The sequence below is a fragment of the Streptomyces sp. MBT53 genome (assembly GCF_016654115.1).
Lineage (GTDB): Bacteria > Actinomycetota > Actinomycetes > Streptomycetales > Streptomycetaceae > Streptomyces.
Genome location: NZ_JAEQAZ010000016.1, coordinates 13,251 through 27,775 on the forward strand (window position 1 = coordinate 13,251; position 14,525 = coordinate 27,775).

The 14,525-nt window shown below is 70.3% G+C and carries 12 protein-coding genes; 4 read left to right on the top strand and 8 right to left on the bottom strand.

All coding sequences use genetic code 11. The annotated features are described in order from the left end of the window. Nucleotides 1-3 precede the first annotated feature (3 nt). A complete protein-coding gene (locus tag JHN45_RS08750) occupies nucleotides 4-861 on the bottom strand; it encodes a DMT family transporter (RefSeq protein WP_201048596.1) in 858 nt (285 codons plus the stop codon). Between the two features lie 106 nt (nucleotides 862-967). Between JHN45_RS08750 and JHN45_RS08755 the strand changes: the two genes are divergently transcribed. Next, nucleotides 968-1,552: a helix-turn-helix domain-containing protein gene (locus JHN45_RS08755; RefSeq protein WP_201048597.1), complete on the top strand. Its 585-nt coding sequence runs from the start codon at nucleotides 968-970 to the stop codon at nucleotides 1,550-1,552. Between the two features lie 31 nt (nucleotides 1,553-1,583). Next, nucleotides 1,584-2,141 (top strand): YbaK/EbsC family protein, encoded by a 558-nt coding sequence (locus tag JHN45_RS08760; RefSeq protein WP_200711102.1) that lies wholly within the window; start codon nucleotides 1,584-1,586, stop codon nucleotides 2,139-2,141. Between the two features lie 2 nt (nucleotides 2,142-2,143). Here JHN45_RS08760 and JHN45_RS08765 read toward each other — a convergent pair whose 3' ends face one another. Beyond that, nucleotides 2,144-3,181: a cation diffusion facilitator family transporter gene (locus JHN45_RS08765; RefSeq protein ID WP_200711101.1), complete on the bottom strand. Its 1,038-nt coding sequence runs from the start codon at nucleotides 3,179-3,181 to the stop codon at nucleotides 2,144-2,146. Between the two features lie 59 nt (nucleotides 3,182-3,240). Here JHN45_RS08765 and JHN45_RS08770 point away from each other — a divergent pair, with 59 nt between their 5' ends. After that, nucleotides 3,241-3,600, top strand: a complete 360-nt coding sequence (locus JHN45_RS08770) for a metalloregulator ArsR/SmtB family transcription factor (protein WP_200711100.1) — start codon at nucleotides 3,241-3,243, stop codon at nucleotides 3,598-3,600. A 3-nt stretch (nucleotides 3,601-3,603) separates the two neighbouring features. Here the strand turns inward: JHN45_RS08770 and JHN45_RS08775 are convergent, their stop codons facing one another. The 5 genes from JHN45_RS08775 to JHN45_RS08795 all read right to left on the bottom strand — a co-directional run bounded on the left by JHN45_RS08775 (nucleotide 3,604) and on the right by JHN45_RS08795 (nucleotide 10,210). Further along, entirely contained in the window at nucleotides 3,604-4,824 is a 1,221-nt protein-coding gene (locus JHN45_RS08775; RefSeq protein ID WP_200711099.1) for a 4-hydroxybenzoate 3-monooxygenase, read from the bottom strand. Between the two features lie 84 nt (nucleotides 4,825-4,908). Then, entirely contained in the window at nucleotides 4,909-6,546 is a 1,638-nt protein-coding gene (locus JHN45_RS08780; protein ID WP_201048598.1) for an APC family permease, read from the bottom strand. Between the two features lie 179 nt (nucleotides 6,547-6,725). Then, nucleotides 6,726-7,139 carry a CoA-binding protein gene (locus JHN45_RS08785; RefSeq protein WP_200711097.1) on the bottom strand — a complete coding sequence of 138 codons (414 nt, stop codon included), beginning with the start codon at nucleotides 7,137-7,139 and terminating at the stop codon, nucleotides 6,726-6,728. Nucleotides 7,140-7,209: 70 nt separating this feature from the next. Then, nucleotides 7,210-9,078 (bottom strand): right-handed parallel beta-helix repeat-containing protein, encoded by a 1,869-nt coding sequence (locus tag JHN45_RS08790; protein WP_201048599.1) that lies wholly within the window; start codon nucleotides 9,076-9,078, stop codon nucleotides 7,210-7,212. 136 nt (nucleotides 9,079-9,214) lie between these two features. Then, nucleotides 9,215-10,210, bottom strand: coding sequence for a LacI family DNA-binding transcriptional regulator (locus JHN45_RS08795; RefSeq protein WP_200711095.1), 996 nt, complete (start codon nucleotides 10,208-10,210; stop codon nucleotides 9,215-9,217). Nucleotides 10,211-10,403: 193 nt separating this feature from the next. Between JHN45_RS08795 and JHN45_RS08800 the strand changes: the two genes are divergently transcribed. Continuing rightward, the gene (locus JHN45_RS08800; protein ID WP_236583501.1) at nucleotides 10,404-12,362 is read left to right on the top strand and encodes a hypothetical protein; all 1,959 of its coding nucleotides are present in this window, start codon (nucleotides 10,404-10,406) and stop codon (nucleotides 12,360-12,362) included. Nucleotides 12,363-12,375: 13 nt separating this feature from the next. Here JHN45_RS08800 and JHN45_RS08805 read toward each other — a convergent pair whose 3' ends face one another. Continuing rightward, nucleotides 12,376-14,421 (bottom strand): AfsR/SARP family transcriptional regulator, encoded by a 2,046-nt coding sequence (locus JHN45_RS08805; RefSeq protein WP_201048600.1) that lies wholly within the window; start codon nucleotides 14,419-14,421, stop codon nucleotides 12,376-12,378. Nucleotides 14,422-14,525: the final 104 nt, after the last annotated feature.

Here is a 14,525-nt window from a genome sequence, read left to right on the forward strand (position 1 = left end):
CGCTCACCCCGTGGCCAGCAACAACGTCCCCACCAACGCGAGTCCCGCCCCCGCCGCCTGCACAGCCCGCAGCCGCTCACTCAGGAAGCCGCGCGCGGCCAGCGACGTGACCACCGGATAGAGCGAGGCGAGGACCGCCGCCACGGTGATCGGCCCGTGCTGCGCGGCGATCGAGTACGTTCCGTTGGCCGCGACATCGGCGAGTCCCACGAAGCCCAGCGCCGACAGCGAGGCCCAGCGGAAGCCGCCCTCCGGGAGCGCGGTCCCGCCCCGCCGCACGGAGACGCGGAGCGCGGCCCCGCCCGTGGCCACGCTCGTCACGCGCTGCACGAACAGCGAGAGGAAGAGACCGGTGACGTTGGTGGACGCCTCCGCGATCAGCGCGAACACCGTGCCGAAACCGAGCGCGGCGATCAGGGTGAGCAGGATGGTCTGCCGCTGCACGGGAGCGCCCCGCAACTGAGGGCCGCCCGCCAGGACGACTCCGGTGACCGCGACCGCGATCCCCGCCACCTGTATCAGCCCGGGCCGCTCCCCGAGGAACAGCCCGAGCCCGACCGGTACGGCCACGCTCAGCGTGCCGAGCGGTGAGACGACGCCCATCGGGCCCAGCGCGAGCGCCTTGTAGAAGGAGAGGAGCGCGACCGGCCCCACCAGCCCCGCCGCGAACGCGAACCACAGGCGCGGCCCGGCCTCGCTCCAGCCGCCGGTGGCGATCACGACCGCGCCGAGCACGACCGCCGCGATGCCCTGCGACACGACGACGACCGTCAGCGCCGGGGACCTTCGGGTGAGCAGACCTCCGCCGAAGTCGGCCAGCCCCCACAGGAGGCTGGTGGCCAGGGCGAAGAATGCTGTCACGGGGTGCCTCGCAGTACAGTTCGGTGAACGATCGGGTGCACCACACCGTAGTTCAGTGAAGTGAACCCTGTCATCCATAATATTGAACTGAAGGTATGGACGGAACGTGTCGGACCTCGACCTGCTGAACCAGTCCCTGGCGCGCAACGTCAAGCACTGGCGCTCGGTGCGCGGCTTCACCCTGGACGTGCTGGCCGCGCGGGCCGCCGTCAGCCGGGGCATGCTCATCCAGATCGAGCAGGCCCGCACCAATCCCAGCATCGGTACGGTCGTCAAGATCGGCGACGCCCTCGGGGTCAGCATCACCACCCTGCTCGACTACGAACAGGGCCCGAAGGTCCGCATCGTCCCCGCCGACCGGGCCGTACGGCTCTGGCACACCGAGGCCGGCAGCTACAACCGCCTCCTCGCCGGCACTGAGGCACCCGGACCGCTGGAGATGTGGGACTGGCTGCTGATGCCGGGGGAGAGCAGCTCCTCCGAGCCCCATCCCACCGGCACCGTCGAACTGGTCCATGTCACCGCCGGCGAGCTGACCCTCACCGTGGACGGCGAGGACCACCTCGTCCCGGCCGGCGCGAGCGCCACCTTCGAGGCCAACACCCCGCACACATACGGGAATCGGGGCGCGGTACCGATGGAGATGGTGATGGCGGTGTCCGTCCCGCCGGTGCACCGCGACACCCCGTGAACGGCCGCCGTACGACTGTTAGCGTGCCGTCATGCGCGCACCCATCGGACACTTCGACCACGCCACCCCGGCCCCCGACTGCCTCGACGAACTGATCCGCCCGGTCGCCGAGGCCGTGCGCGGCTGGCACGGCAGCGTCCCCGCCGATCAGATCGTCTACGTCGACACCGACCCGGAGTGGGCCGACACCGCCACGTTCGTCGAGCACTACGGCCGGGAGCTGCTGGAGCAGTCCGCGAACTGTGTGGTCGTGGCCGGGAAGCGCGGCGGCGAGACCACGCTCGCCGCCTGCGTGGTCCTGTCCACCACCCGCGCCGACGTCAACGGCCTGGTCCGCCGCCAACTCGGCGCCCGCAAGGCCTCGTTCGCCTCCATGGACACGGCGACCGGCGAGAGCGGCATGGAGTACGGCGGCATCACGCCCATCGGACTCCCCGCCGACTGGCCGGTGTTGGTGGACTCCGCCGTCGTCGACCTCCCGTACGTCCTGGTCGGCAGCGGACGCCGGCGCGGCAAACTCCTCGTCCCCGGCAAGGCGTTCGCGGAACTTCCGGGCGCGGTCGTACTCGAAGGTCTCGGGGTCGCCTGATCTCAGGCCATGCTGTGGTGGTGGGCCAACTCCCCGTGCGGGTCCGCCTCGCCCGGCACCGGTGCCGGGTCGGCGTGCACCAGGGCCGCGGTGAGCCTCGGTACCGCGTGCAGCAGCGCGTGCTCCGCCGCCACGGCGACGGCGTGGGCCTGCCGTACCGTCGCCTCCCCGTCCACGACCACCGCGACCTCGGCGCGCAGCCGGTGCCCGATCCAGCGCAGCCGCAACTCGCCCACCCCGCGCACCCCTTCGACCTCCCGCACGGCGTGCTCGGCCCGGTCCACGAGTTCGGGATCCACGGCGTCCATCACCCGCCGGAACACCTCGCGCGCCGCGTCCCGCAGCACCAGCGCGATGGCGGCGGTGATCGCCAACCCCACGAGCGGGTCGGCGAGTTGCCACCCCAGCGCCGAACCGCCGGCGCCGATCAGCACGGCCAGTGAGGTGAACCCGTCGGTGCGGGCGTGCAGTCCGTCGGCGACCAGCGCGGCCGAGCCGATCTCCCGCCCGACCCGGATCCGGTACCTGGCCACCCACTCGTTGCCGACGAAGCCGGCCAGCGCCGCCCCCGCGACCGCCATGACATGCGTGACGGGCCGCGGATCGAGCAGCCGGTCCACCGCCGCCCAGGCCGCGAAGGCGGCGGACGCGGCGATCGTCAGCACGATCGCGATCCCGGCCAGGTCCTCGGCCCGGCCGTAGCCGTAGGTGAAGCGCCGGGTCGCCGCGCGACGGCCGAGCACGAACGCGATGCCCAGCGGTACGGCGGTCAGCGCGTCCGCCGCGTTGTGGACCGTGTCGCCGAGCAGCGCGACCGACCCGGACAGCACGACCACGACCGCCTGCGCCAGCGCCGTCGCACCGAGCACCGCGAGCGACACCCAGAGCGCGCGCATGCCGCGGGCCGAGGACTCCAGGGCGGAGTCGAGCTTGTCGGCGGTCTCGTGGGAGTGGGGGGTGAGGAGGTGGGTGAGACGGTGGCGGATGCCCCTGGGGGCGTGGTGGTGGTGATGGTGCTCGTGGTGGTGCTGGTCGCTCACGTGCGTCCCCTTCCGGTGCGCGGGTGGACGTACGGCGCCCACGGGACCATTATGTGCGTATGAGCGCACGCATGCACCTATCACCTGCGCACGATGCGCATCCGCGCACCCCGGGCGAGGAACAGTTCGCGCTGGCCGCCGAACTCCTGGCCCTCCTCGGCGACCGCACCCGCCTGACCCTCCTCCACGCCCTGACGGCGGGCGAGTCCGACGTCACCACCCTCACGGAGGCGTGCGACGCGGCCCGCCCGGCCGTCAGCCAGCACCTGGCGCGGCTGCGTCTCGCGGGCCTGGTGACCACGCGCAAGGAGGGCCGCCGGGTCATCTACGCACTGAGCGACGGTCATCTACGACGGCTCGTCGACGAGGCGTTGAACGTGGCGGACCACCGGCTCAACGACCGCCCGCCGCACGACTGAGGTTCAGCGCTGGGGGTCCTTGCCCAGGTACGACTCCGCGAACGCGAGCCCCGCGGAAGGGGATTGGAAGACCCGGCGCAGTCGGGCGAGGGTGGTGCCCGCGAGGTACGGATCGCCCGACGAGGCGCCGTGGTACACCTCGGAGAGCCAGCGGGAGAACTCCTGGTACTCCCAGACCCGGCCCAGGCAGGCCTCGGAGTAGCCGCCCAGGCCCGCCGATTCGCCCCTCGTGAGGTGGGCGACGAGCGCGTCACCGAGCAGGAACGCGTCGTGCAGGGCGAGGTTCATGCCCTTGGCGGCGATGGGCGCGGTGAGGTGGGCCGCGTCGCCCGCGAGGTAGAGCCGGCCGAACACCATGGGTTCGACAACGTAGTTGTGCATGTCGAGCACGCGCTTCTCGATCAGCCGGCCCTCGGTCAGCGGCGGGGCGCCGGTCGCGGCGAGCCGGTGCTGCAGCTCGGACCAGACGCGGTCGTCCGGCCAGTCGGCGGGGTCGTCGCCGGGTGGGCATTCGAGGTAGTAGCGGGTGATGTCGGGGCTGCGTGCCATGTGCCCGGCGAAGCCGCGCGGATGGACGCCGAACAGGACGCAGTCCGAGGACGGCGGCGCCTCGGCGAGCAGCGCGAGCCAGCCGATGCCGTAGTCGTGCCGAGCGGTGCGGGCCCGCTCCGGGGGTATCGCGGCCCGGCTCACCCCGCGCGCACCGTCGCAGCCCGCGACGAAGTCCCCGTGCACGAGCTGCCGTTGACCGGTTTCGTCGGTGTACGACACTGCCGGGCGGTCGGTGTCGAGGTCGTGCAGCTCGACGTCCCGCACGCCGAAGCGGATCGCGCCGCCGCGCACGTCCGCGTACTCCCGCACCAGGTCCGTCACCAGCAACGGCTGCGGATAGACGTAGTGGTGATGCCCCGTCAACTCCGTGTAGGAGAACCGGTGTCGCTGCCCGCCGAAGCGGAACTCGCACTGGGTGTGCCGCTGCGCGCGCTCCAACAGGTTCTGGGCGAGGCCGCGTTGCTCAAGGCCGCGGACGGCCCACTCCTCGATGACCCCGGCCCGGGGCCGCTGTTCGATGAACTCCCTGGTCTCGGTCTCCAGGACCAGACAGTCGACTCCGGCCGCGCGCAGGATGTTGCCGACGGTGAGCCCGGCAGGGCCGGCGCCCACGACGACGACCGGAAAGCGGGGAACGGACGATGAGTTGGGGTGGGGGGACGCGAAAGTCACCGGTCCAGTATGACGGTGGCCCGACAACCGAGAACCGGCCGCCTGGACGGCGGCCGGTTCGGATCGCGGGGGAGGAGGGTCGGATCAGTGCGCGGGCGCGTCCGTGATCACGACCTCGTCGATGCTGCGCTCGATGTCCTCGACCGTGGACGAAGTCGCCTTGGCCCAGTAGTAGATGCCGATCGAGAACGCGGCGATGAGCAGGATGTCCCACCACAGCGGGATGTTGCCCTGGCCGCCGAAGCCGCCCTGCCAGGAGATCAGGCCCATGCCCAGCAGGTAGACCGGCAGCCACTGCGCGGCCTTGAAGTCCAGTCGGGGCGCGTCCGGCAGGTTGTTGCTGTGGGCGTAGTAGGCGTAGCCGCCGAGCAGGAGGTAGCCGAGCAGGATCGCCAGGCCGAGCCGCCACAGGGTGTCCCAACCCGCCCAGTAGATGATCAGGTTGGCGACCACGAACGACAGCGGGGAGAGCAGCTTGCCGGCCGGCAGCCGGTACGGGCGTTCCAGGCGCGGCAGTTTGTCGGCGAAGACGCCGTAGGCAAGCGGGGCGCCCGCGTACATCAGCACGCTCGCCGAGGTGATGAAACTGACCAGCTTGTGCCAGCTGGGGAACGGCAGGAAGCAGATCACGCCGGTCACGAAGGACATGATCAGGCCGAACCACGGCACACCGCGCGCGTCGGTCTTCGCGAAGATCTTGGGGGCGTAGCCGTTCTTCGCCAGTCCGTAGGAGACGCGTGAGGTGGCTGTGGTGTAGATCAGGCCGGTGCCGCCGGGGGAGATGATCGCGTCCAGGTAGAGGATCCAGGCCAGCCAGCCGAGGCCGATCAGAGTCGTCAGGCCGGCCCACGGGCCGCTGTCGCCCTTGAACGCGAGGTGGCCCCAGCCGTTGGCGAAGGTGCTGTGCGGCAGTGCGGCGATGAACACCACCTGGAGCAGTACGTAGATGACGGCACCGATCGCGACCGAGCCGAGCGTGGCGCGCGGCAGGTCCCGCTTCGGGTTGCGGCTCTCGCCCGCCAGCTGGATGGCCTGCTCGAAGCCGAGCAGCGCGAAGATGATGCCGCTGGTGCTGATCGCGGTGAGCACGCCCTTGGCGCCGAAGGGCGCGAAGCCCTCCGAGTGGAAGTTGGCGGGGTGGAAGTTGCTCGCGGCGACGATGAAGATCGCGCCCAGCGGGACGGCTATCTTCCACCAGGTCGCGGCGCTGTTGGTGTGCGCGAGCACCCGTACGCCGAAGAAGTTCACCGCGACGAAGACCGCCATGAGCACGATCGCCACCAGCAGACCGCTGGTCGTCAGGGTCTTGTCGGCGTGCTGGAAGTGCTTCGCCCACTTCCAGTGACCGGCGTAACCGATCATGGCCTCGACCTCGATCGGCGCCACGGTCGCGGCCTGGAGCCAGGAGAACCAGCCGAACGACATGCCCGCGAGGCCGCCGAACGCGTAGTGCGGGTAGCGGGCCGTGCCGCCCGCCACCGGGAACATGCCGCCGAGTTCGGCGTGCACCAGCGCCAGCAGCACGATCGCGACCGCGCCGATCACCCACGAGATGATCGCCGAGGGCCCGGCCTGGATGACCGCGTCGTGTGCGCCGTAGAGCCAACCGGAGCCGATGATCGAGCCGACTGATGCCCATGTCAGCCCGATCAGGCCGACGTCCCTCCGCAGGCCGCTCGGATCCCTGGTGGCCTCCGGAACGGACTGGTCAACGCTCACCATGTCAAGAGGCCTCTCGAAGTCAGCACGCATGCTTAACGGACGGGAGGCCTCAGGCTAGGAATGAATGAATTCTTACAGAAGTCCGTTGCCTGAAATTTTACTTGTCTTCGAAGTCTTCTTTGACATGCTCACAGGCTTCTTGCAGTGCCTTCATGTTGTGCCTTCATGTCGTGCCGAGCTCAGCCGCGGCCGAGCCTCGGGATCTCGATCGCCGGGCAGCGGTCCATCACCATCTCCAGGCCCGCTGCCCGGGTCCGCTCGTACGCGGCCTCGTCGATCACACCGAGCTGGAACCAGACCGCCTTCGCGCCCTTGGCGACCGCCTCGTCCGCGACCGCCCCGGCGAGGTCGCTGTTGACGAACACGTCGACGACGTCGACCTCGAAGGGGATGTCCGCGAGCGAGGCGTACCCCTGCTCGCCGTGCACCGTCTCCGCCTTGGGATGGACGGGGACGACGCGCTTGCCGAAGCGCTGCAGCACCTCCGCGACGCCGTACGCCGCGCGGGACCGGTTCGAGGACAGGCCCACGACCGCCCAGGTGTCACCGGACTCGGTGAGGATCTTGCGGACCGTTGCTGAGTCGCCGTACACGCTCGGCCTCCTTGGTGTGCGTGCGGAGTCTGACGCGTGGCACAACGGCGCACGGCGGGCGGGGATTCCCTCAGTCGGAGACCACCGAGGTGTTGAGGCCCTGGGCGTAGTGGTTGTGGGCGATCTTGATCCCCGTACTGCCGTGGAAGACGAACAGCGGCGAGGTGTACGGCGGCTCGTCCGGGGTGGCCAGGCGGCGGACCGTGTTGCCGATGAAGGTGAAGCCGCCGACGCTCTTGGCGTTGACGACCGTCACGTCGCCGATGTCGAAGGAGTTGTGCTCGACCTTGATGTTGTGGTGCACCGGGTTCGCCGGGTCGACGACCTGGTTGGTGGGCTCGACGAAGATCACCGGACCTGTGGGGCGGGTGAAGGAGTTGTCGCGGATCGTGAGGTCGGCGACCGGGCCGGACTCGTACCACTGGTAGGCGTCGGCCGAGACGTAGATGCTCGCCATCGACATCGCGTCGAAGCTGTTGCCGGCGATCAGGACGGGCTTGCGGGTGGTGACCAGGATGCCGCGCGTGGGCACATTGCGGAACGTGTTGCCGGTGATCACGACCGACGGGGTGGCCGTGATGTTCTCGACGACCGTGCCGTCGATCTCGACCCCGGCGGGGACCGGCCGGTCGAAGGAAACGGTCATCGTGGTCAGGGACTTGGAGTGGTCCATGCCGCTGGGCCCGTCGACCGCCGTCACCTTCGCGTGCGCCGGTGTCAGCGACTTCATCGTCCGCTTGTCGGTGAACTCGACCTCGTCACCCGGGGCGAACTGCGGGAACCCGGCGGTCTGCGGGTGCTCGTAGGCGAGGGTGAGGGTGTTCGGGCCCGGCTGTCCGACGACTTCGAGGTAGGTGCCGTGGATGTTGATCGGGTCGTCGTGCGGGCCGTCGAAGAGGCTCCGGGTGATGGAGACCTTGCCCTTGACGCCGGACATCTGCACGAAGTCCGCGAACGAGGCCGTCGAGCGGCCGGACTTGGGATCGGGCGCGAAGTTCACCTTGTCGATGGTGATGTTCTCGCTGAACTGCCCCACCACACCGAAGGACTGGAGGTAGTAGGCGTTCATCGAGCGCATCGTGACGTTCTTGGACTGCCAGATGAAGGCGCCCGGCTCCGTGCGCTCGATGAGCCGCATCTGGTAGACGAGACCGGAATCCGACGGTTGTGCCGCGGTCGTGTAGTCGATCCGGATCTTGCGGTTGCCGAGGTCGGTGACCTTGGAGACGTCGTTGAAGAGCGGGTTGTCGCCGCGCCAGGTCTTCTGCGCCTTCGGGTCGTGGATCTGGGTGTACTGGAGCCCGTCCTCGCCCTGCCAGTACGGCTGTCCGGTGGCCGGGCTCTTCTCGCCGAGCCAGGTGATGTGCGTGCCGTTCACCTGGTACGGGCTGCCGGCCGGGATCGACAGGACGCGGTAGGCGTGCCCGTCGTTGACACCGGCGGTCGCGACGGTCGCGTCGATGACCTCGGGGGCCGCGTAGTCGAACGAGAAGTTCTGGAAGGTCACATCCGTCGAGCGGATCGACGCGAACGCCGTCTGCAGACCGTGGTAGACGAGCTTCGCCCCGCCGCCGTCGACGGTGACGTCGTGCATGTCCTCGATCAGCAGGCCGATCTTCTTGTCGCGGTAACGCTGGTCGGCGCCAACGGTGTTGGAGACATACAGCTCACGCGTCTCGGCCCGCTCGGGGTAGAGCTGATAGGTCCCCTTGGAGAAGACGATCCTGACCGGCCGGTCGTGATCGACCTTCTTCGCGTGCCGCAGCGCCGCGACGACGGCGGGCGTGGAGTCCGTCCGGCCCGTCGGGTCGGCGCCGTACGCGTCGACTCTCACCACCGCCGGCGCGGGCGTCGCCCCCGACGCCGCGGCGACAGGACCCCCACCGCCCACGAGCAGCGCGAGCGCCACCCCTACAAAAACGAACCGAGACCGAGACATAGCCCCTCCGGAGCATTCATGAATCGCCAAACACCCGATGAATGAACGGAGTTGCGGCCGATTGGTGGTCCGATCTCCGGAGTGGAGTGTCCATAGATCCGACCTCTAGGTCAATGGTCCGGACGAGCAAGGGAGTTCACGCCTTCGGCGCCGCCGTGCTCGCGCGGATCACCAGCTCGGGATCGAAGAGCAGCTCGCCGACGGGGACATCACGGTTGCCGACCAGGGCGAGGACACTGCGGCCCGCCTCCGAGGCCAGCCGGTCGGCCGGCTGACGGACCGTGGTGAGCGGCGGGTCGACGAAATCCATGATCATGGAGCCGTCGTAGCCCACGACCGACACATCGCCCGGCACGTCGTACCCCTGCCGGCGCGCACCGCGGATCGCCCCGAGCGCCATGTAGTCGCTGGCGGCGACGATCGCCGTCGCGCCCCGGCCGAGCAGCGAGATCGCGGCCGACTGACCACCCTCCACCGTGTACGACTGCCGGACCACCCACTGCTCCGCGTCCTCGACCCCGCGCTTGGCGAGCGAGGAGACGAAGCCGCTGACCCGCCGGTCGGCCGGGCGGTTGCCGACCGGGCCCGAGGCCATGCCGATACGGCGGTGACCGAGCCGGTAGAGGTGGTCCACGGCGAGTTCGGCGGCGAGCAGATCGTCGGTGGAGAAGACGGGTGCCTCGCTCACGCCCTCGAACCGGCCGTTGATCCCCACGAACGGGATCCTGCGGGAGGTGAGGAGTTCGTACGCCTGCGGATCCGCGCCCTCGATCGTGTTGCTCGCCGAGAGGAAGACCACGGCGGCCACACCCCGGTCCGCGAGGGAGGTCACGAAGTCCAACTCCTGGACCCCGCCCGGGAAGCACGGGCACAGCACCGTCTTCAGACCGTGCGGGGCGAGCACCGACTCGATCCGCTCGGCGACATCGGCGAAGAACGGGTTGGAGACCAACTCCGTGACCACCGCGACGAGTTGCCCCCGTGTCTGCCGCTCGTAGCCGAGGTCGGCCATCGCCTGCTCGACGGCCTCGCGGGTCCTGCGGGACACGCCCTGGCGCCGGTTGATGACCCGGCTGACCGTGGCCTCGCTCACCTGCGCCCGGTCCGCGACCTCGGTGATGCCGACCTTCATACGGTTCCCTCCACCCCGACTTGCAACAGTGGACTGAAAACTTTCAATCCAACCTCCCACGCAACATAGCAGCGAAACTGCATGTCTTCCATGTTTCTTACGCATGACCATTGAATCGCCACTTCGGCCCCTGCTAGCTTTCCGGCCACCACGCGGCGCCCATCCCGCAGTGACCGAAGACCCGGGAGACCCGATGAAGCCCTCAAGGCTCATGCTGCTCACCGCTGTTGCCCTGCTCGCACCGATGGCTCCCGCTCTGTCGGCCACCGCGTCCGCCGCACCCCGCCCGCAACTCGCCATCCCCGACCCCGGGTTCGAGAACGGCGGCGTGGGCTGGACCTTCACCTCGGGCGCCGGCGTGGGCACCGGCAACAGACACGGCGGCCAGCGCTTCCTCTACCTCGACTCCGGAGCCGGCAAGAGCGGGCAGACGACCATCGTCGCGCCCCGCGACGGGAGTTACGACTTCTCCGCGTGGATCGGCAGCGCCGGCACCGGCGGGACGTACACGGTCCGGCGCAACGGCGTGACCGTGGAGACCATCACCCTGCCGCAGCACCCCGGGTACGCCCGCTACACCATCAGCGACGTCAAGCTGAGGACCGGTGACCAGCTGCAGATCGAGTTCGGCTCCGGAACCTCCTGGGTCAACGCCGACGACCTGATGATCTCGCCCGCCGCGCCCGCCGACCCCGAGGTCACCTCGTCCGACCCCTCGGTGGTCGAGATGTTCGCCTGGGCGCAGAAGAAGGCCAACAGCTGGGTCCAACTGCCCGGCACGGTGGGCCCGGTCAACGTCGACGAGTACCAGACCGGCGGCACCGGAACCGCGACCTACGAGCCCACCTACTGGGCCGGATACGCCAACCGCAGCGCCTACTACTCCCGCGACATGACCCACCAGCTCGCCGGCGCCCACCTCATCGGCCTCGACACCGAGAACGAGACGATGCTCCGCTCGTACGCGGCGTCGGCCACCGCCGAGAGCAAGTACTTCCCCGTCTGGTCCCTCAACTTCGACGCCAAGACCTACCTCAGCATCGACTACAAGAGCCCGGACAACTTCGTGCGCGAGGTGCCCGCCGTCTTCGAACTCGTCGAGAAGGCCGCCCTCGCCTACCAGTGGACCGGCGACCGCAGATACGTCGACGACCCGGTGCTGTGGAACTTCTACCGGCACGCCACCGAGCAGTTCATCGACCTGCACAACTCCGCCAAGGACAACGGCAAGGTCAAGGTCGCCGAGGGCACCGGCCAGGGCATCTTCGCGGGCGCCGCCAGCTACAACGAACAGGACGGCGACGACCTCGCCGAGGCCGGCGACACCATCGCCTCCGAGTACCAGGCCTACCTGGCGATGTCCGTCCTCGCCCGCGGCAGGGGCGACACCAAGCTGGCGAAGACCTACGACAAGAAGGCCGCCGACCTGAAGACGTACTTCAACGACACCTGGAGCGGCACCGGCAGCGGCGCCGACATGGTCCGCGCCTACACCGTCTCCGGCACCCCGGTCACCGGCTGGGGCAAGGAGAACAGCGTCTTCATGCCGATGAAGCAGATCATCGACCCCGGCCCGCGCAACGACGCCTACCTCGACTACATCCAGCAGCAGGAACTGGGACCGCAGGGCTCACCCAACATCGAGTCCACGACGTATCTCCCCGACATGTTCTTCAAGAACAACCGCCCCGACACCGCCTGGCAGTGGATGCAGAAGATCTACGGCGAGCGGGAGACCCAGCACATCAACTCCAGCCAGGGCCCCAACGGCGACTACCCCGAGGTGTCGTTCACCTTGGTCAGCCAGACCATCCAGGGCCTGATGGGCATCACACCGGACGCACCGGACCACAAGGTGACCACCCAGTCGCAGCTGCCGACCGGTATGAAGTGGCTCCAGGCTGCGGACGTCCCCATCGGCACGGGCACGGTCACCGTGCGGCACGACGGCGCCACGAAGACCACGCTGACGAACAACTCCCGCAAGGGCTCATACAGTTGGGAGGCCCGCTTCGCCGGCGTCCACAAGAAGATCAAGGTCAACGGCGTCCAGCAGCACGTGCGGGTCAAGACGGTCCACGGAGTGACCTACACCTACGCGACACCGACGGTCCGCGCCGGGGCGACGACGGTGGTCCAGGTCGGCGACTGACGCCGACTCCCGGTCACCGAGGGCCCCGTAGCGCGCCGGCGAGATCGTCGAGGTACCGCGCGACGGGGCCCAGGGTGACCAGGCCGCTGCCCGCCCCGGCCAACTCGGCCGCGGCGGGCGCCAGTTCGGTGTGTGCGCGCTCCATCATGTCCCGGTCGCCCACGTCGATCGCCGCCCGCGCGGCCAGGCACCACAGCGCCTCGTACAACAGGTCGCGCGGCGGCTCCGGGAGCGAACGCAGCGCGGCCCGGGCGTCGTCGGGCCGCCCCTGGGCCAGCGACACGAGCGGCCGGGCCCACGGTTCGTACGGCCCCCAGTCGATGTGCTCGTCGGTCCGGGCGGGTCGCCCGTGCCGCAGGCGCAGACACAGCAGGGCCAGCGGCAGCAGCCCGCGCTCCAGCCCGGGCATGCCGGCTCCGTCCAGCCGTAGCGCCGCGTCCCGGTAGGCCACCTCCACGTCCTCCGGCCGCGCGCTGTCGGTCTCGGCGAGCCGCAGCGCCCGGTACCACTGGGTGAACACGCCCACCAGCGGCAGTTCATGACGCTCCGCCAGCTGCTCGGCGGCTGCCACGTGCAGGTCCGCTCCGGCGAAGTCCGCGAGCGCGCTACGAGCCTGGAGCCGGACGAGATGGCCGAGCACTTCGTGGGTGACAAGGCCGTGCCGAGCGGACAGGGCGACCAACTCGGCCCCGATCCCGTCCCGTTGCCGGGCCAGACCGGCGTGCTGGAAGGTCTGCATGAACACCCCGTTGAGGGCGAAGGCCAGGAGCGCGGGGTCGTTGAGCCTGCGGGCGATGTCCTCCGCCTGCCGGGCGGCCTGGGGTCCGCGCGCGGAACGCGTGCCCCGTGACTCCAGCGCGACCGTGGCCAACAGCCGGGCCCGCACCGCGAGATGGGCGTCCGGCGGGAGCACGGCAAGGGTGCGCTCGGCGGCTGCCACGGTCTCCGCCGCCAACTGGGGGTCGTCGACACGGGTCCAGATCGCGGGGACGTCGTAGGCGCCGATCACCCGGGCGGTGAGTTCCGGGTCGCCCAGCTCGGCCGCCGCCGCGATCGCCGCGAGCCGATGCCCGCGGGACGCCTCCAGCCCGCCGCCACCGGTCACCGCGAGATCCCGCAACAGCCCCACCGTCGACTCCAGCCGCACCCGTGCACCGGCCGCCACGGTCCGGTCGTAGGCGGCGGTGGCGGCTGCCCAAACCTGCTCGGCGGGACCGCTGTCCGCCGGCGACCGGCTGTGTTCGCGCGGGCTACTGGTCACCTGCGCCCGTCCCCGCGAACCGCCAGGCCCGGCGTCGAGGTGCTGAGCCTGCGCGAGGATGTCCGACTCCAGGCGGCGCAGGGCCGGGCCCGGGTCCGCGCCGAGTTGTTCCACGAGGAGGGTGCGGGCCCGGCGCAGTACCGCGAGCGCGTCGCCCTGGCGGCCGGTGCGGTACAGGGACAGTGCCAGCAGTCGCCAGGCGTTCTCGCGCCACGGGTGTTCGGCCGCGTGTGCGTCCAGGTCCGGTACCGCCTCCGCGGCCCGGCCCAGGGCGAGTTGGGTCTCGGCCCGGCGTTCGACGGCGTGCAGGCGCAGCTCGGCGAGGCGGGAGCGTTCCGTGCGGGCCCAGGTCTCGGCGCCGAAGTCGGCGTAGGCCGGGCCCCGCCACCAGCCGAGCGCCTCCTCCAGGTGGGCCAGCGCCCGCTCCTCCGGCAGCGCCCCGGCCGCGGTCACCGCCCGCTCGAAGCGCCAGGCGTCCACGGCATCCGGCGCGGCCCGCAGCGCGTACCCCGGCCCCTCGGTGACCAGCAGCCGGGCCGGAGCGCGCGGCGGGCGCTCCGGTTCCAGGGCCCGGCGCAGCGCGGCGACGAAGGTACGCACCGCGCCCACCGCGTCGGCGGGCGGCTCCTCCCGGCCCGCCCACAGATCCTCGACCAGCCGTCCGACCGGGACGACCCGGCGCCGGGCCACCAGCAGCCGGGCCAGCACCGCCCGGTGCCGAGGCCCCCTCAGCGCGATCACGTCCCCGGCACCGTCCCAGGCCGTCACCGGCCCCAGCACCCCGAACGCGACCTCCATCACCGATCACCCTTTCCGGGGCATCGCCCCAGGTCACGGTAGCGCGCTCACTCGTTGCTCATCGGAGGGCGGCACGCTCGAAGACACCACTCGCACATGCACGA